Here is an 18,071-nt window from a genome sequence, read left to right as displayed (position 1 = left end):
TATCGTTGGTGTCAGGCACCATGTGAAAAATTCACATGGTGCCTGACACCAAAACCCACTATTTAGGAGGCTCTTTTCAGGTTTTTGAATTGGCCTTTGGATAGTACGGTTTTTTCAAGTCTGTGTGCCATGATTGCTGCGAAGATGGATAGTACAATGTCTTTTGGCAGCGGTGGGACCATCCATAGCCAGGCCATTTGGTAAGTAAAGCCTTCCGGTGCTGTAAACCATAGTTTATAGGCATAGTACATCCAGTTGGTTCCGAAAAGATAATTAATAATCATTCCAATTAGGGCTGCCGTAATAAAAGCACCCAAGCTCTTTTTCTTTTCTACTATTTTGCCGATTAAATAAGCAATCAAAATATATGAAACAATAAATCCAAATGTCGGGCTGAGTATTGTTGAAGGACCTGCCCCAAATTTTGCAAATACAGGGACCCCTATTAAACCAACCAACATATAACTTGTCATCGCAACCGCGCCCAATCTGCCCCCCAAAATTAACCCGGCTAGAATCGCAAAAAAGGTTTGCAATGTGATTGGCACTCCGCCAACAGTTAAAAACGGAGCAATCGCCGTAATGTTGGCTCCAATCCCCATTAGTGCAACAAACATTCCGATAAGTGTAATATCTAACGCTCTAAACTTCATATTCTACTCTCCCACTCCATCCATAATTTCCATAGTTTTAAGATAATGCCGAAGGTGGGTTATTGTCAACCTATTTATAAAATAGGTTGACAATATTTTTCATCCAAATGTTTGTTGAATTTTCGCTATTGAACATAAAGTACGATTTCTTATCATTTGATCCATACACGTTGGGTCCTCGCTCTCTTGTTTAACAACATTTTTACTATTCTTAGAAAATATCGAACGGTAGTTGCACGACTCTACTAAAAACAGCTTTTTTGAAAGGGCTTCCATTTATAAATCACCATTTACCATAGTGCGAAAGGATGGAAACTTATTGAATAGTAAAAATTGTAATTTAAAAAATTATTCCAAAGAGTTTGACATTACCAAAAAAGCTGATATATTAAGATAGTAATAAAGTTATCTGAATTTTAATAAATATGGAAATATAATATAGGAGGACAATTTTATGGAAAATCGACAACAATGGGGCTCTAGATACGGCTTTATCATGGCTGCCGTGGGTTCTGCAGTAGGATTGGGGAATATATGGCGGTTTCCGGCCGTCGCCTATGAAAATGGCGGAGGTGCCTTTTTCTTCCCATATTTATTTGCACTATTAACAGCAGGGATCCCAATTTTAATATTAGAATTTACAATCGGTCATAAATATCGCGGTTCTGCCCCGCTATCATTCTTCCGAATGAGTAAAAAAGCAGAATGGCTTGGCTGGTGGCAGGTCTTAATCTCCTTTGTCATTTGTACTTATTATGCTGTGATTATTGCATGGGCCGTTAAATATACGATTTATTCATTTGGAACCCAATGGGGCTCAGCGCCAGACAAGTTTTTATTCGGCCATGTTTTAAAATTATCGGAAACACCGGGAGTGATTGGGAATTTAGTTCCCGGGGTCGTAATTCCACTGTTACTTGTTTGGGCAGTTGCGTTATTTGTCCTTTATAAAGGCGTATCAAAAGGGATTGAAAAACTAAATAAAATCTTTATTCCAACATTGGTTGTTATGTTTTTAATTATTGTCATCCGGGCCCTAACGCTTGATGGTGCTGCGGAAGGTTTAAATGCCTTCTTCAAACCAAACTGGGATAGTATCCTTGACGGAAAAGTATGGGTTGCGGCTTATGGACAGATTTTCTTCTCATTATCCATTGGATTTGCGATCATGCTGACATACTCCAGCTATCTTCCGAAAAAATCGGATATTAACAATAATGCTTTTATTACCGGGTTTGCCAACTCTGGGTTTGAACTACTTGCAGGTATCGGTGTATTCGCGGCTCTTGGATTTATGGCCAAGCAGCAGGGTGTTCCTATTGATGAAGTGGTTAAAAGCGGAATTGGATTGGCGTTCGTTGTTTTCCCAAGTATTATTAATGAGTTTCCGGGAATGAACGCTTTATTTGGGGTATTATTCTTCCTGTCACTGGTTTTCGCCGGAATGACTTCATTAATTTCAATTGTTGAAACGTTTATTGCCGGGGTTCAGGAGAAATTCAATGTTTCGCGGACAAAAGCAGTGCTAACCGGCGGGTTTGCTGCCACAGTAATCTCACTGCTTTACGCTACCAACGGCGGGTTGTATTTACTAGATATTGTTGATTATTTTATTAATAACTTCGGTGTGGCTCTTGCTGGATTAGTAGAAGTAGTGTTAATTGCTTGGTTCTTTAAAGGACTAACTGGTCTCCAGAAGCATGCGAACGACATTTCCGACTTACGTACCGGGGCATGGTGGAAGTTCTCCCTTGCTGTAATTACACCTCTAGTGCTCGGATATATGATGTTCGATAGTATCCGCCAGAACTTAGAGAAAAACTATGAGGGCTATCCAACCGGACTGATCATGACTGCAGGCGTTGCAGTGGTTTCCGCCGTTGTTGTCATTGGTGTCATCCTATCCTTTAAAGGATGGAAATCAAACATAAACTCAAATGATAAAAAGGAGGTTGCCTAGCATGTCAGGAAGTGCAATCACCATGATGATCGTCGGCATCGTCATCATCTGGGGCGGCTTAGCAGCCAGCGTATACAATGTTATAAGAGTATCCAAAAAATCATAAGCAAAGGTTTAGTTTGGGTGTCAGGCACCATGTGAAAAATTCACATGGTGCCTGACACCCATTTACATTTTTTAACTTTAAACCGTTTATTCCATTTCGATATCGGTTAGTATGGCGTAGCCGTTTTTGACTTTGGCTTTGGCGAGGATTTGGCCTTTGGTGGAGGCTTCTTCCCATTTGGTGCCTGTGTTGTCTTCGACGTAGTATTTGTCGAGGCTGTATTGGATGAAGGCTACTTCGCCTCCTTCACCATTTGTCCCAATATAATCCAGCTTACCCTTTAGGTATACTCCGTTCTTCGGTTTTTGCAGCGTTACTTTCACGGGATGGTCGATGCCATCCTTATTCTCCAAAACAACATACACTCCCAGCTCTTCCAGTCCCCAGTTCCAGCCTCGATCCATCTGCTTAATCACATCTTGATCTACCAATTCTTTCGGGATCTCCTCTGCTTCATAGCGAAGGATGACGTAATCACCGCGGAACAAATCCGAAGGGTCCACCGGCTTAGTCTGCAAAGTTATTTCCTGCCCAGAAGACAACGTAAGAAGGGGCTTGTAACACATTGCCAGAAGAATGAGCACCGGTACTGCACAAGCCAATAGCAACAATTTCGGCCGATTAAACATGTTTGCCCTCTCCCTTCCGCCTTTGTTTTTCAAAATAAAACCCAAAGCCTAGTAAAAGGACGCCGCCGATAATAAAGACGAACGATTTCGGTAAAAACTCAAAGGATAGATCAAGATAAAAACGGAAAATCATAACACATAAAAGAATGATGCTGAACAGGCTTCCTCGTTTGATCAAGAATAAGAGAAACAGGAGATACGCCAGCGAAAAAGGAATATACAGCGATGGCAGTTCCATCGGCCACGAGTCCTTGAAGGACAATAGCAATGCCGCTCCCCCATGTGTGATATATCCTAAATACACGTAAATATCATGAATTTTCCCCTTATTCAAGACTAATGCGATACCTATTGCTAAATAGATAATTCCAAAAATATAAGGCTCATCGAATGCCCTCATTCTAGTGATAAAAAAGCTAATCACTGTGGCTAAAAAGGCTAACTGAAGAACCCCGTTTACAAGAGCAATTCCTTTTGAAAAACCAATTTTTCCATTTAAAAAATATATTGCGGCGATGATAAGAATCATCCAAATAGGAATGACTTTACCTTGAAGATACGGAGCATCCATGAGATGAAAAAGGAAAAAAAACACAGCGGCAAGCAAAATCCACTTATCCCGCAGCACCCAGGCTAACGGCATAATCCCAATCCCCCACCATAAAAACGCATCCTGCGTACTGCCCCCAATGTGAAACATTTGCTCCACCAAGAAAATTCCTGCCCCGAATACAAGCACACCGAGGTAATAAAAACTTTTGGACGTCTTTTGGTAATTGCGTTCAAGCTTAAATCCGGCAAAATTGCATGCTATGAAGATGCCGACAATTAGTAGAAATTTAACCGGCTTGGCGATCTCTGCCCAGTTGCTGGCGATAAAACTGAGGATCCCGGCACCAATTAAAATGGATCCCACATACAAAAGCGTCCGCGTAAAAGAAGGCTTCTCTCTTGCTTCATACAGCGATTGAATCTCTTCCGCCTTCTCGGCCGTAATCACTTCCGATTCCGCCAAGTAATTAAGCTCGTTCCTTAAAAACTCCAGCTCCTTCTCTCGAACAATCCGCATCATAATGCCACCCCTTTCGTTTTCGTTCGGCTCTTTAAATACATAAAAATGGTAATAATATCCTACCTTGATTATAACAAAAACGGAAATCAAGCGCTTTTAAATTTTTCGATAAATTTTATATCTCCATATTCAAACATTTATCGACAGCATTAGACTGCGGCTCAGGTCCGTACTATAAAAGCTGTTATATTAATGTATTAAATTTGCACTTGCTATGACGAATATGTATTAATTCATGTTTTGACCTTTGTTTACTAACATAATAGTAAATATTTTTATTTTAAAAATTTTGTTGAACGAAATAAACTATTTGTCAGATTTTTTGACATAAAATTATGAATATCCATTTTAATATAAGCTTGTATTACAAAATCATTGATAGTTTTGGAGGTGCAGTTTTTTGGTAAAAAGAAAAAAACCAAAATGGAAAAGAAATTTAATGGTCATGACTGCTGTGACCGGATTGGGGTTCTCTACATTCTACCCCGGTCTTAGTACTCCCACATCCGCGGTAGAGCGGCCTGACCAGCCGCTGCCAAAGGAAGAATCTGTCTCTATTGTGCAATTAGTAGTTCCAAATGACAAAGCGAAGGACAAGCTGCTTGAACTTGGCATTGACCTTACCCACAGAATTGAAGAGAATAATGGTGTCTATGAAGTAGATGCAGTTGTCACACCAACGGAAATTGCAATGCTAGATACGTATGGTATTAAAGTGAAAGATACCTTGATTACCGAAACGCAATGGAACGCCAGGGTGGCTGAGAGACAAACAGCTATGCAGCTGCAAGCAAGTCTAGCAGCATCAGAAGATACCCTTAAGGTTCTTCGTGCCAATCATTTTACCAACCAATCTGGCACATTCCTGTATATGGAAGTAAAAACGAGTGCTGGTGCATCAGCAAGTACAGCACTTAAAGCAACCTGGACTGAGGGTGAAGTGGAAAAATCAGCAACCCTTTCTCGATTTGTTGATTACGGAGAATATATGTATCACTATTTACTTTTGCAGGTTGACGCCGTTCCTTCATCGGTCAAAATTGAAAGTAATCTTGGCGGCACAGCTACTAGCAACGTAACCGAGTGGCTGGGGAAAGAACCGAAGCATAAGAAAACAAATTATGTAACCGACTTTGTTGACCACTACATGGCCCCTAATGAATTATATGAGCGGGCAGAAAAACTAGCAAAAGAATTTCCTAATTTAGTAGAAATCATTGACATGCCGAATAAAACAAACGGATACCGACGTCTTGCTCAGGCAACAATTGGCGGTACTACAAACCTTGCTGTTGTCGTTTCCTCAAAAGCTTGGGGTCATGAAGGCGGCAATGATATTTCAGTAGATTTCAAGAATCCTGGAACCAATAATTCCCCATTAAAAATAACGGTTGACGGGAAAAAGATTTCAGTAAATCTAGCAACTGATGCCTCAGGCAAGGTTACTAGTACGGCAAAACAAGTCGTCGATGCCTTAAATGCTAATGCCAGCCAGCTTGTATCCGCGACTACCTACCGCGGTAATGCCGGTTCCGGAGTTGTTGCCCCTGCAGCCGCAACATTAACGGATAATTTGAAAGCGCCTTCAAGTGTATCCCGCGATCCGTTTACGGTCAAGGCAATCCGTATCGGAAAGCATCGCGACGGTTCTAAACCGGGGGTTCTTGGCTACGCTCAGGAGCATGCCCGTGAATGGGTCACACCTCTTGTGACGATTGAAACAGCAGAGCGCCTGCTGCGTAATTATGACCAGGACAGTGAGACAAGAAAGCTTGTCGACAATCTGGATATTTTCCTTGTTCCATCAGTTAACCCGGATGGTGCCAATTACAGTTTTAACGATTACAATATGCAGCGGAGAAATATGACAAACCACTGTGGGCCTACGGCGTCCGACCCTGGATACCGCAATTCTTGGGGAGTTGACCTAAACCGCAACCATTCTGTCGGCTCTGTATTTGACGGATTTGTTGGCGCATCAACAAGTTGTACTAGTGATACTTTTGCCGGACCTTCTGAAAACTCCGAGCCGGAAGCAAGAAACCTTGTCTGGCTTGCAGACCAAAATCCAAATATTAAGTTTGCGATGAATATTCACAGCTATGGCGGCTACTTCATGTGGTCACCTGGCGCCTATGATCCTAAGCGTGTTACATTGCCACGCCCGACTGCAGGTCAAGAAGCCTTCTACTGGGCAGCGTCTGATATCATGTTAAATGACATTCAGGACCACCGCGGTACAGTTATTTTACCAAGCCGTACAGGTCCAATTCCGGATGTCCTATACTCCGCTGCAGGTAACTCGGCTGACTACCTGTGGTACGAAAAGGGAATTTACGCCTGGAACTTCGAGGTTGGGGCAGATTTATGGAATAACACTACAAAGAGATGGCAGGCAGTTGGCTTCCAGCCGGCGTTTTCAGAAGGACATGAAGAGGCCATGGAGTTCTCCAATGGTTTAATTGGTTTAATAAAAGTTGCCTATGCTAATGCAAAAGACCATCAGCCTCCGAAATCCAAAGCTGTGCCTGGAAACGGCAAGTTCGATGGACCAGTAGAGGTTGAGTTTGAATTAAGCGAACCGGCAACTGTTTATTATACACTTGACGGCAGCCGCCCTACGTTCCAATCGAAGAAAATCCAGCTGAGCGGCACTCGTGAATTAGCTGAGACACTAAAAATTGATAATACCACAACTATCAATTATTTCGCAGTAGACGCTGCCGGCAATATCGAGAAAAACTATAATCCGCTTAGCAACGGAAACAACTTCAATTCAGTTACAATAACAATCAAGTAAATTAACATGAAGAAAAGGGTCGATCCATCAAGGGTCTACCCTTTTTTATTTTTAAAAAAAGATCTGGCTCTCCAACTGGAGCCAGACCTCTCTTTAAGACTTTTATTTTTCAAAAATAGCATTGGATAGGAGTCGGAACAGGTAGTCGGTGTGGTCACGGAAGCCTGCCTCTAATCCAATTAGTGTTACGTCCTTATCCTGCTCTTTTACCATTACGGCCTGCCCTTTAGCGTTTCTGTTATTTCTCCAGTGGCCGGCAAGGAAGAAATTATCGGTGTTGGCATATTTAGCAGCTACTTTATCATTCCCGGTATTGGTGTACCATGTTGGACGATAGACAAATCCGATATCATCCTGGCCATAGCCGCCTGTTAAACCAGTGCCTTCGTAGTCAACCTTGACGATTCCATTGCTGTCAGAACCTCCGACATTAATGGTATCATCCGTCAGGCCAAGCGTTTTCGTTGCCTGTGAGGCAGTTCCTCCTACCGCGATGTATTTACCGCCTTGGGAAACAAAATCAGTAATATTCGCCTTTAGCTTAGCTACTTGAGATGAATTTTGGAGACCGAATTCTTTGCTTGACGCACTTGCAATAACAGTAATTAAGCTGGATGAACCACTATAAACAAATACTTCAAACCCGGTTAAACCATTTTCCGCCACTTCAACCGGAGTTACTTCTGTCACATCAAAGCCGAGACGTTTTAAGGACAGCTTTGTTCCACTATGGGACTGGACTTTACTAATTCCTCCGTCCTTTAAGATAGCAACTTTTAAGTTGGTTAAAGCAACAGCGTCCTGCGGAGCTTTCTGAGCTGATTCAATTTGCAGTCCTGATTCCTTTACAGCTGCTGAAATTTTATTAGCAGCGGCATCTGTGTAAAAATCACCATTTGCACCGCGTTTTACAGCTACCCCCTGCTGGAGCAAAGTATTGACTAGCTTAACTGCTTGAACGGAGCTGTTCGGAATTAAGTATGGACCCTTTCCTGATACAGATCCTTGCTCGGAAATTTTATTAACCTTAGTTGTTGTAACATCGACTTCGCTCTGGGTAGGAATAGCTTCAAATCCCCAAAGCTCCGGCAGACTCCATGCAGAAATATCGTACATCGCATTAATCGTATTAGTGATATCCTCGCCGTCCCACAGCATCGTATTCGCCAGCCCCGCTTTTGCTTGGTCCATTTTAACGATAAAAGTCCCTTTTGGATAAGTTTTTCCATCAAGCGTAAATGACTTTGGAGCCTGAACGACGTCAATATCATTATTGATTAAATGATTAACTGCTTTATGGGTTACAGTCGGATCTTTTTCATTAACTGGAAGGATATAAGCCTTCGGGAAGAACCCATCTTTATGGAAAGGATGATCAAAGTTAATTCCGCGTTTAAACATTTCAATTTGGTCGGTAATCATCGCCTGCTTGTTTTCTGTAGCAAAATTTAGTGCCCCGATAATCGCGTTATACATCCAACGGACGCCATCCCAGTCATTGGTCGGCGTTTCTAATGTATGACCGTATGCCCCATGATACATTGCATACATTGGTGTAAAGATTGGCGGATAATCATCCCAGCCATCTTTGTCATTTCGCTGAGGCACATAAACACCTTTCATATTTTGATACAGGGTGCTTGACGAGAACTTGTCCTTTTGGCTCATTATTTGTGCTTCCATCGCTTCAGCCTGCTTGTACGCCCACTTATTATAGAGATCGTATTCATAGTTTGGATTGTGCGGCGGTGTACATGGTTCAATTAGTCCCTGCAGGTTAGGTGCGTAATTTTTCACGTATCCATGTGTATCGAGAAACACCATCGGATTCCATTCTTTAATAAGTTCTACCGTCTCTCTTGTCTCCGGCTGAGACTGAGTAATAAAGTCACGATTCAAATCAATCCCTTGACCGTTAAAACGGGTGGCATCAACACGTCCATCCGGATTTTGCACAACGTTGAAAATCAGAATGTTATTCGCAAGGATGTTCTTTGTTTCCTCGTCATTTTCGGTTGCGAAGCGTTCGATTAACTGAAGAATGGCATCAGTTCCGGCGAATTCCGTTCCGTGGATGGACCCATTAATCATAATAGGCACTTTAAAATCCTGGTTATTGGCGATCCACTCTTGGGCCTTTCCCGGGTTCTTAAACATTTGCTTTCTCAATGCTTGAATTTTACCAAACTTCCCTTGTGTGGTTGGGTCGGCAATAGTGACTACGTAGAGGGGATGTCCGTCTGCTGAGGTGCCGCGTACCTCAACTTTGATACGGTTTGACTGCTTCTCGATTTCTTTTAATTGTGCCCCAATTTTTGAGAATTTCACAAAGTCATAGTTTTCGCTATTAAACTTGCTTCCATCCTGCTCCTCGTATACATTGACGTTTGTCCATTTTGGACTCTCGGCAAACCCTGTTGCCCATGGAACAGTTGTTGTTAGTAAACTTACAGCCAAAATCCCTGCAATTTTTTTCTTTTTCTTCTTCATAAAAAACCTCCGCCATTGAATATTTATTTAAAATTATGTATAACAAGGAAGTTACAACCATTTTAAAATGAACCATGCCAAAATACATCCTGCATTTCTACCAAACACCATTAATATCAGATAGGACAAAAGCATCAAACACACAGTACCAATCTATGAACAAAAAACTACCATTATTACAAATCAGCACAAATTAAAATCCACCAAAAAATGTGCCCACTACAGACGTACAAATGTCCACGAGTGGTGCCTGACACCATTTTCCAATAAAAACCAAAAAAAAAAAAAAAGACAGAGGGAACACCTTCTGTAGTGGTGCCTTCTGTCTTTTTGGTTTTTCTATATTTGTTTTCTGGCTATTTTTTATTTTAAGTTCCCAAGCTGAACGGCGATTTTTGCTCCTAGTACGGCGTTGTTTTTTACTAAGGCGATGTTGGAGTCTAAGCTTTTTCCGCCGGTTAGTTCTTTTACTTTTGCTAGCAGGAATGGCGTTACTTCTTTCCCCGCAATATGGTTCTCGGTTGCTTCCTTAAGGGCTGTTTCGATTACATTTGTGATTGTTTTTTCATCCATTGCATGTTCTTCAGGGATTGGGTTCGCGATTACCGCGCCGCCTTTAAGGTTTAAATCCCATTTTGCTTTTAATGTATTAGAGATGGTCTCAACATCGTCCGCGCGGAAGTTCACCGCAAATTGGCTTGAACGAGTATAGAACGCTGGCAGGACATCCGTCTGATAACCAATTACCGGCACCCCTTTTGTTTCAAGATATTCCATTGTTAAGCCTAAATCTAAGATCGATTTCGCACCCGCACAAATAACCGCTACATTTGTTTGTGCCAATTCTTCTAAATCCGCTGAAATATCCATTGTTGTTTCCGCACCGCGGTGAACACCGCCAATTCCGCCAGTCACAAAAATATGAATATCAGCCAATTCCGCGCAAATCATTGTTGCCGCAACGGTGGTTGCCCCTAACTTCTTAGTTGCCAGCAAATAGCCTAAATCACGGCGGGAAGCCTTAGCAACATCTGAAGCCTTACCGAACATTTCGAGCTCCTCGTCTGATAAACCAATTTTAATTTTTCCATCTACGATTGCGATTGTCGCAGGGACTGCTCCATTGTCACGGATAATTTGCTCTACCTCGCGGGCAGTTTGAACGTTTTGAGGATACGGCATACCGTGTGAAATAATCGTTGATTCAAGCGCTACAATTGGTTTCCCTTGCTCTTTCGCCTGCTTAACTTCTTCTGATAAAGTAATATATTCTTTCATGATTTAGTCCTCCAAGTCTTGTTGTAATTGTGCTGCGGATAATTCCTGACGTACTGTATACGTTGATTTCAATGTTTTAGAAGCATTAACTGCCCCCGCTTTGGCAATATCGATTAATTTTTTCCCTTCGAGCCAGGAGAAAATAACCGCTGAGGAAAAAGCGTCGCCTGCACCAGTGACATCCACAACTTCTGTTTCTATAGCAGGAACATGAAAAGTCCCTTCTTCCTTATTGCCGATCATCGCGCCTTTTTTGCCATTTGTAATGACGACATTGTCTATTCCTAAAGAAAGCCATTTTTCAACCGCCTGTTCCCATGCCTCTTGATCCGAAATATTGATATTAAAATGGGTTTCTGATTCATCGCGGTTCGTAATCATCCAGGTCACACCGCTTAAATCATCAGGCAGCCGCTCCATTTTTGGGGATGAAACTGGGATTAGTACAAGCGGCCTGTCATGCTTTTGGGCAAAATGGGATAAAAATTGAAGTGTCTCTTTTGGGCAATTTAAGTCTGCAACAATGCATTTTGCCCGGCTCAGCAAGGCATCCTGCTTTAAAAGCTGCTCAGTTGTAATTGCTTCATACACTTCCATATCGGCTAAGGCTATAATCAATTCGCCATCCGTATCCAATACGGCGGTATAAGAACCTGTCGCCATCCCCGGAATTTTTGCCACATAGTCCAGATTCATAAATAATTTTGATGACTCTTCAATATACGCCCAATCGCTGTCGGCACCGCAAGCTGTTAATAATATGACGTCCTGTCCAAGTCGGCCTAAGTTTTCTGCAATATTCCTAGCTACCCCGCCAACACTTTTTACGGACTTAATTGGGTTCGATGTGCCCAGCCTTGCTTTATTTTTCACTTGGAATTTTCGGTCTAGGTTAGCCCCGCCGATACAAACAATTTGCTGTGATTCATTCAATACATAGGCCCTGCCTACAATGTGCCCCTTCCTGGTCAGCCCTGAAATAATATTGGCAACCGAAGGACGTGACAATCCTACTGCTTCTGCAAGCTCCTGCTGAGAAATATAGGGGTTCTTTCGAATTAAATCATAAATCAACTGCTCTTTCTCAGTCATTCTCTCAGACAAATCCTCACCCCATTCTACTCATTCGTAAACATTTGTTAGTATTTTAAACTTATGTTTAAATTGTACTCCTCACAAAACTCAATGTCAAGCTTCGCCGGTATATATTAAGACTCATTTAAGTTTTTCTAAAATATTCATATCTAGATACCTTAGATAATATTTTTTACAAAAGCTCTATTTAAATTCTGGAACTTCTATTTATATCTCTAAAAAAAGAAAGTTAGCCATTGCAGCCGATTGCACGCCAACACACCATTCCCCATAAAATAACAGTAGAAATTCAACTGAAATCTTCGACAAGAAGGGAAGGATGTGGTGTTTCTTTTATGAAAGGTCCAAGGCCAGAAAGCCATTTATTTAAAAATCTGCAAGAGAGCAGGATGTCCTTTGAACATGTATTTAAACGGATTATAGAGTTTATGAATGCTGACCCGTCCGGAAATTTTCGTTTAATGGTAGGAACTGACTCTCAAGTTCATAAACGGCATACTGTTTTTATTACCGGAATAGTCATTCAAAATGAGGGAAAAGGGGTATGGGCGTGTATTAAAAAAGTGGTCATCCACCGTAAAATGACGCAGCTGCATGAAAGGATATCACTCGAATTATCATTAACTGAAGAGATTGTCGCTTTGTTTACCGAGGAGAGAAAAAATGAGCTCATTGATATCGTTTTGCCCCACATATACAAAGGGGCCACGTTCACCATGGAGGGACACATTGATATCGGGGCCGGAAAGCGAAACAAAACGAGCGAATTCGTCAAAGAAATGGTTACCCGAATGGAATCCATGGGCGTCGAACCAAAAATCAAACCAAACGCCTTCGTCGCCTCAAGCTACGCCAACCGCTACACTAAATAATCGCAAAACAATAATACATTTATTCCCATTTAATCCGTACGACGTGGACAAAACAGGCACTTTGTCCACAAAAGGTGTCAGCGTACTATGTCAAGTAAGAATTTTTATTTTTAGGGCATAAGAAATACACCTTACGCATCAAATTAACAAAAGATACCATAAGTACTGACAGACAACCTTATGAATGAATCAACTCTTCTCGGATCTGAATAGGAAATACCTTGCTTCAATTCCGCATGAATGCAGCCTGGTTAGTTCAAACCGGTCTATTAACGTACAATTCGCATTGACAGGACAAGGTAATCATGCTGTCACTCGAGGTCGTATTGCCTCCAGCACCAAAGTCGATTTTCCCTTGATCCCAGAAGAGTGATTCATTGTTTTTTATCTTTTAGGCAGCTAAAGCGATGTTTAAATAAGTCTCCATTTTTGTGTATTGTAGTTTTTTCTTAATCTCGTTGAAAATACTATAATCAGTCTACTTAGATTCAAAGGGCTTCTTATGCGTTATCATTAAAAAGGCAATTCGGATAAATTTATTCCCAAGGGCAATATAGCCCTTTCTCGCATGCTTTCCTCGTTCAATTAGTTTCTCGTAAAAGGGACGTACGTCTTTATTATGTTGGGCCAAGCTTTTCCCTACTACATAAACCATAAATCGTAAGTTTTTATTGCCTTGTTTAAAGATCTTTCCATAAAACCCTTCAGTCCATCCAGATTGAATAATAATTGGATTTGTTCCGGCCTTTTTAATTAATTAGATAGCTCAAGCTCCATTGTTAACCCTAACAAGCAAATGTTTTTCGACACCAAAAGTACGTTTTTTAGACTCTTTATGTGAAGCTTAATAACATCAACCGGATAGATGTTGCTCTCATTAAGACTCTTGCTCTATTTTAATTTCGTTATTCGACCGCTGCTTAAGTTTCTTTCTATAAATAATTTTTGATAAGTTAATACTAATTTCATATAAAACTACAAGTGGTACTGTCACTAAAATATCTGATATAAAATCTGGCGGCGTAATCAACACTGATGTGAGAACAATTAAAAAGTACGATATCTTTCTTGCTTTGGAAAGTATCATAGGGTTAATAATCCCGATTGAAGTCAGGAACATAACTACAAGCGGAATTTCGAACAAAAATCCAAATGGAAGTGTCAAATTAATCATGAATTTGAAATACTTTTCAGATGTAAATATAGTTTCAAATTGCCCTTCAGATAAGGACAATAAAAATGTAAGAACTATTGGATACACAATGAAATAACCAAAAGATAAACCAACGAGAAAAAGGATAAACAATCCCGGAATATACGAAATCGTTATTTTTCGTTCTTTTTCAGTTAGCGCTGGTTTGACGAATCTCCATACTTGATAAGCAGCAATTGGAATGGTAAGAGCAATCGCGATCACGCCTGAAATCATAAAGTATACCCAAAGAATTTCACTTGGCCCTAATACAGCTAATTTGCGGTTAAGATCTCGAATAAGCCATGTATAAATATCCTGCACATATATAAATGATCCTGCTAAAAAAATGATAAAAGCAATCAAAGTATAAATAATTCGTTTTCTCAGTTCCTCAAGGTGATCTGCCAAAAGCATTTTCTCAATAGGCATACAATTTCCCCTTGCTTAAAAAAGTTATGTTAATGTAATTGTTATTTTGTCACTATGTTGCTTGAAAGGCGAAGCTCTTGAGAGAAAATCAACCAAGCAAGTTTAATTGAGCCTTAAAAAAGAAGATGTAAGCTTACTACTTACATCTCCGTTTTACTTAATTAACTTTCTCTTTTTTTTCTTCTTTATCGTCTGTCATTAAATCCTTAGCAGAGTTTTTAAATTCTCTAAGCGTGCTTCCGAAAGCACGTCCAATTTCAGGCAGCTTAGATGGGCCAAATATGATTAAAGCGATAACAAGAATTAATATTAATCCCGGTACTCCTATATTTTGAAACATGGTTTCTCCTCCTTAAAGATAATTCTATTTTGATCCACAACCACATGTTATAAGTTCTTCATTCATTTCTTTTTTTATTTACTACCAACGGTAAATGTTGTAGATGCAACAGAATCATATCCACTGCCATAGAAATAAACCAATTTATACGTTGAACCTTCCTTATATCTTCCCGGATTTATATTATTTTTTGGATTATAAGTAAATCTACAGATTCCATCTGTTACTTGGGTGTACATCCACCATATTGACGCGATGGGTCCCGGTGTCTCATTTATTTCATATAAACCAATCCAATCACTTTTTGGAATTCTAGCATTTTCCACCGTAACTTCAACCGTATCTTCTATTCCATTTAATACATTTTTTGATAAGCTAATTTTTACTTCTTTTTCTACACCGTCCAAAGTTTTCCCCAATACTCTCAAAGAGTTATTACTTATATTTCCATATGCATCAAGTGCATGAACTTCTATCTCATACATTGTATTCGGCTTTAATTCGTCAATTTGCAATGTTAATGGATTGGGTACAGGATCTTTATAAAACTCTGAGAAAGCAAGAAATTCTTTAGCTATTTCTTTTGTTTCTACATTTCTTGCTACCACTTTATAGTCATGTACAAGAAGATTGTCTTTAGCTTGGGTAAACATGATGGCTAAACCGGCAGCAGTCGTTTTTTCATTCACAATAGAAAGCATCGCATCATTTGTAAAGAAAGGAGGCTTTTTGTCCCTATCTTCTGTATATTTAAAATTATGCTTATTAGCAGGATAGCTAATTTCGAATGGTTCACCTGTCCAGTCATCGTTATGAATATCACGACGTTTAATGATGACTTTGTTATTATAAACCTCTACAATCAGAGCTTGATTAAGGATACCAGCATCTTCAGGGACTTCCCCCTGGATTCTTCCGCTATCAAGCCACAAGTAAGCACCTGTTGAAGTGCCAATAGAAGTAAAATCTTTTTGGTGTATGATTCTAGGGTCATCTAGCGGATAGTGAGTATGACCTGAAAAAGAGATAACTTGCGGATAGGCTTTTAAAGTATCGTAAAAAAGATCTCTATTTTGAGAGAAGCCCCATTCGCTTCCATAGATAGTCCCTTTAATAGGCTGATGGTGAAAGACAAAAATCGGTTTTTTCGGATCATCAGCTTTTGCTAATCTTAACTGTTCTCCGAGCCACTTGATTTGTGCTGCTGAGAAGGTGCCCTCTGTTTTGCCATCTTCTGTATGAAGAATGATAAAATGATAACCTTTGATTATCTTATGATAGTAAATGGATTCCATCCCTGTTTTCTTTAGGAAAAGTTTTTGGGCATCTGCTACCGATAAGCCATTCCAATAGTCGTGGTTTCCGATTGCAAACATAGAAACTGCTTTCGGCTGTTTTCTGACGTTATAAGCAGACATAAATTTATCATATTCTGATGCATATCCATAATCCGTTAAATCTCCAACTACCAAAAAAGCATCTTGGTCAGGTACAACTTTATTTAACTGCTCTAAAGTAGTAACAAATTTTTCTAATGTGCGATTACTATTAGAATTAATATGTACATCACTTATTACCGGAAAAACTAAATCTGGTTTATTGCCTTGTGAGTGAAAAACAGACGAACTAGATGCTGCACTCACAGGTATACTAGTCAATGAGTTTACTAGCGTTAATCCTAAAGTAATCCCAGCAATTTTAGTTGTCCCCTCCAAAAAGGTCCGTCGATCCATTTCCTTTGTAAAAGGGTTATCGTTATGGTTTAATTTACCATTCCTCATTATTATTGCAAGCTCCTCTCAAACGATAGATAAGTTAATAAGTTTCAAAAAACCGATTATGTTTATGTAATATAAAGTAGTAAAAAGCCTAACATTTTTATTAAAAGATAGCTTTTTTTCACAAAATAAGATTTCTTTTATTGACAAGACTCTATGTAAGAATGGCCCTCTTTCTCTTAATAAGGGAATAATTGATAATTAATACCACCTCCAAACTGTACAAAATATGACATATTCATACAAATTCCCTCTTACACTCATTAATCCTACACAATAATTATTAATTCAGTGTAAATGATTGGTAAATTATATGTATTTAAAAAAACCCTTAATTAAAAGCTCTACTGCCTCATCATTGAATGGAAAATGATCAATATCCCTAATAAAAATTCTTTCCTTTTCCATAGAAGAAATGGCATCTCTTAATAAAGCAACCGACTATTCCTTAGGCACTTTAAGATATTCCTTAAGAATACATATTACAAAATCCAGTATTATCGGGTCATCAATTGTTAAAAATGGTTTAAGCATTTCTAAAATATTCATATCCAGCCACTACAAATAATATTTTTACAAAAGATCCGGTTGAAAAATATGTACACTACCACCCAGTACGATTTTTACAATTGATAATAAAAAGAAAGATAGCAGCTGTTGCTGATTGCACACCATTACACAATTTTCCATAAAATAGAAGTAAGAATCCAACTGATATCTTCAACAAGAAGGGAAAGATGTGGTGTTTCTTTTATGAAAGGTCCGAGGCCAGAAAGCCATTTATTTAAAAATCTGCAAGAGAGCAGGATGTCCTTTGAACATGTATTTAAACGGATTATAGAGTTTATGAATGCTGACCCGTCCGGAAATTTTCGTTTAATGGTAGGAACTGACTCTCAAGTTCATAAACGGCATACTGTTTTTATTACCGGAATAGTCATTCAAAATGAGGGAAAAGGGGTATGGGCGTGTATTAAAAAAGTGGTCATCCCCCGTAAAATGACGCAGCTGCATGAAAGGATATCACTGGAATTATCATTAACCGAAGAAATTGTTGCTTTATTCACAGAGGAAAGAAAAAACGAACTGATCGAAATTGTCCTGCCCCATATTTATAAAGGAGCCACCTTCACCATGGAGGGACATATTGATATCGGCGCAGGAAAACGAAACAAAACAAGCGAATTCGTCAAAGAAATGGTCACCCGAATGGAATCCATGGGCGTCGAACCCAAAATCAAACCAAACGCCTTCGTTGCCTCAAGCTACGCCAACCGCTACACAAAATAATCCTAAACCACAAATACATTTATTTTCATTTTGTCCGTCTCGAGTGGACAAAACAAGCACTTTGTCCACGAAGGGTGTCAGGCA

Annotated in this window: 15 protein-coding genes; 5 read left to right on the top strand and 10 right to left on the bottom strand. The window is 39.8% G+C overall.

Going from position 1 to position 18,071, the window contains the following annotated elements; genetic code table 11:
• Positions 1–62: 62 nt before the first annotated feature.
• A complete protein-coding gene (locus A6749_RS15530) occupies positions 63–653 on the bottom strand; it encodes a biotin transporter BioY (RefSeq protein WP_066391312.1) in 591 nt (196 codons plus the stop codon).
• 454 nt (positions 654–1,107) lie between these two features.
• Between A6749_RS15530 and A6749_RS15525 the strand changes: the two genes are divergently transcribed.
• The gene (locus tag A6749_RS15525; RefSeq protein WP_066391310.1) at positions 1,108–2,613 is read left to right on the top strand and encodes a sodium-dependent transporter; all 1,506 of its coding nucleotides are present in this window, start codon (positions 1,108–1,110) and stop codon (positions 2,611–2,613) included.
• Position 2,614: 1 nt separating this feature from the next.
• Positions 2,615–2,719, top strand: a complete 105-nt coding sequence (locus tag A6749_RS27710) for a methionine/alanine import family NSS transporter small subunit (RefSeq protein WP_084797852.1) — start codon at positions 2,615–2,617, stop codon at positions 2,717–2,719.
• Positions 2,720–2,805: 86 nt separating this feature from the next.
• Here the strand turns inward: A6749_RS27710 and A6749_RS15520 are convergent, their stop codons facing one another.
• Positions 2,806–3,348 (bottom strand): GDYXXLXY domain-containing protein, encoded by a 543-nt coding sequence (locus tag A6749_RS15520; RefSeq protein WP_066391308.1) that lies wholly within the window; start codon positions 3,346–3,348, stop codon positions 2,806–2,808.
• Entirely contained in the window at positions 3,341–4,420 is a 1,080-nt protein-coding gene (locus tag A6749_RS15515; protein WP_066400992.1) for a DUF2157 domain-containing protein, read from the bottom strand. Before A6749_RS15515 ends, A6749_RS15520 begins: the two co-directional genes overlap by 8 nt.
• 400 nt (positions 4,421–4,820) lie before the next feature.
• Between A6749_RS15515 and A6749_RS15510 the strand changes: the two genes are divergently transcribed.
• The gene (locus A6749_RS15510) at positions 4,821–7,220 is read left to right on the top strand and encodes a M14 family metallopeptidase (RefSeq protein ID WP_084797850.1); all 2,400 of its coding nucleotides are present in this window, start codon (positions 4,821–4,823) and stop codon (positions 7,218–7,220) included.
• 102 nt (positions 7,221–7,322) lie between these two features.
• On the opposite strand, the gene A6749_RS15505 is transcribed toward A6749_RS15510, so the two are convergent.
• From A6749_RS15505 to A6749_RS15495, 3 genes are all read right to left on the bottom strand, one after another.
• Positions 7,323–9,710 (bottom strand): M14 family zinc carboxypeptidase, encoded by a 2,388-nt coding sequence (locus A6749_RS15505; RefSeq protein WP_066391306.1) that lies wholly within the window; start codon positions 9,708–9,710, stop codon positions 7,323–7,325.
• Positions 9,711–10,073: 363 nt separating this feature from the next.
• Positions 10,074–10,988 (bottom strand): pseudouridine-5'-phosphate glycosidase, encoded by a 915-nt coding sequence (locus A6749_RS15500; protein ID WP_066391305.1) that lies wholly within the window; start codon positions 10,986–10,988, stop codon positions 10,074–10,076.
• A gap of 3 nt (positions 10,989–10,991) precedes the next feature.
• Positions 10,992–12,080: a carbohydrate kinase gene (locus tag A6749_RS15495; protein ID WP_066391303.1), complete on the bottom strand. Its 1,089-nt coding sequence runs from the start codon at positions 12,078–12,080 to the stop codon at positions 10,992–10,994.
• A gap of 338 nt (positions 12,081–12,418) precedes the next feature.
• On the opposite strand from A6749_RS15495, the gene A6749_RS15490 reads away from it, so the two are divergent.
• Positions 12,419–12,955 carry a ribonuclease H-like YkuK family protein gene (locus A6749_RS15490; protein ID WP_066391301.1) on the top strand — a complete coding sequence of 179 codons (537 nt, stop codon included), beginning with the start codon at positions 12,419–12,421 and terminating at the stop codon, positions 12,953–12,955.
• A gap of 478 nt (positions 12,956–13,433) precedes the next feature.
• On the opposite strand, the gene A6749_RS29405 is transcribed toward A6749_RS15490, so the two are convergent.
• The 4 genes from A6749_RS29405 to A6749_RS15475 form a co-directional block, all read right to left on the bottom strand.
• Positions 13,434–13,709: a transposase gene (locus A6749_RS29405; RefSeq protein ID WP_084797849.1), complete on the bottom strand. Its 276-nt coding sequence runs from the start codon at positions 13,707–13,709 to the stop codon at positions 13,434–13,436.
• Positions 13,710–13,832: 123 nt separating this feature from the next.
• Complete coding sequence (gene tatC, locus A6749_RS15485) at positions 13,833–14,579, bottom strand: twin-arginine translocase subunit TatC (protein ID WP_066391299.1); 747 nt, start codon at positions 14,577–14,579, stop codon at positions 13,833–13,835.
• Positions 14,580–14,736: 157 nt separating this feature from the next.
• Positions 14,737–14,919 (bottom strand): twin-arginine translocase TatA/TatE family subunit, encoded by a 183-nt coding sequence (locus A6749_RS15480; protein ID WP_066391297.1) that lies wholly within the window; start codon positions 14,917–14,919, stop codon positions 14,737–14,739.
• Positions 14,920–14,993: 74 nt separating this feature from the next.
• Entirely contained in the window at positions 14,994–16,700 is a 1,707-nt protein-coding gene (locus A6749_RS15475) for a metallophosphoesterase family protein (protein WP_066391293.1), read from the bottom strand.
• Positions 16,701–17,450: 750 nt separating this feature from the next.
• Between A6749_RS15475 and A6749_RS15470 the strand changes: the two genes are divergently transcribed.
• Positions 17,451–17,987, top strand: coding sequence for a ribonuclease H-like YkuK family protein (locus A6749_RS15470; protein ID WP_066391289.1), 537 nt, complete (start codon positions 17,451–17,453; stop codon positions 17,985–17,987).
• Positions 17,988–18,071 lie beyond the last annotated feature (84 nt).

The organism is Neobacillus mesonae (assembly GCF_001636315.1).
Taxonomy (GTDB): domain Bacteria; phylum Bacillota; class Bacilli; order Bacillales; family Cytobacillaceae; genus Neobacillus; species Neobacillus mesonae.
This window is presented reverse-complemented; position numbering and strand designations above follow the sequence as displayed.

Coding starts and splice junctions, on each gene's coding strand:
- A6749_RS15530 (WP_066391312.1), bottom strand. CDS start 653: ATGAAGTTTAGAGCGTTAGATATTACACTTATCGGAATGTTTGTTGCA.
- A6749_RS15525 (WP_066391310.1), top strand. CDS start 1,108: ATGGAAAATCGACAACAATGGGGCTCTAGATACGGCTTTATCATGGCT.
- A6749_RS27710 (WP_084797852.1), top strand. CDS start 2,615: ATGTCAGGAAGTGCAATCACCATGATGATCGTCGGCATCGTCATCATC.
- A6749_RS15520 (WP_066391308.1), bottom strand. CDS start 3,348: ATGTTTAATCGGCCGAAATTGTTGCTATTGGCTTGTGCAGTACCGGTG.
- A6749_RS15515 (WP_066400992.1), bottom strand. CDS start 4,420: ATGATGCGGATTGTTCGAGAGAAGGAGCTGGAGTTTTTAAGGAACGAG.
- A6749_RS15505 (WP_066391306.1), bottom strand. CDS start 9,710: ATGAAGAAGAAAAAGAAAAAAATTGCAGGGATTTTGGCTGTAAGTTTA.
- A6749_RS15500 (WP_066391305.1), bottom strand. CDS start 10,988: ATGAAAGAATATATTACTTTATCAGAAGAAGTTAAGCAGGCGAAAGAG.
- A6749_RS15495 (WP_066391303.1), bottom strand. CDS start 12,080: ATGACTGAGAAAGAGCAGTTGATTTATGATTTAATTCGAAAGAACCCC.
- A6749_RS15490 (WP_066391301.1), top strand. CDS start 12,419: ATGAAAGGTCCAAGGCCAGAAAGCCATTTATTTAAAAATCTGCAAGAG.
- tatC (WP_066391299.1), bottom strand. CDS start 14,579: ATGCCTATTGAGAAAATGCTTTTGGCAGATCACCTTGAGGAACTGAGA.
- A6749_RS15480 (WP_066391297.1), bottom strand. CDS start 14,919: ATGTTTCAAAATATAGGAGTACCGGGATTAATATTAATTCTTGTTATC.
- A6749_RS15475 (WP_066391293.1), bottom strand. CDS start 16,700: ATGAGGAATGGTAAATTAAACCATAACGATAACCCTTTTACAAAGGAA.
- A6749_RS15470 (WP_066391289.1), top strand. CDS start 17,451: ATGAAAGGTCCGAGGCCAGAAAGCCATTTATTTAAAAATCTGCAAGAG.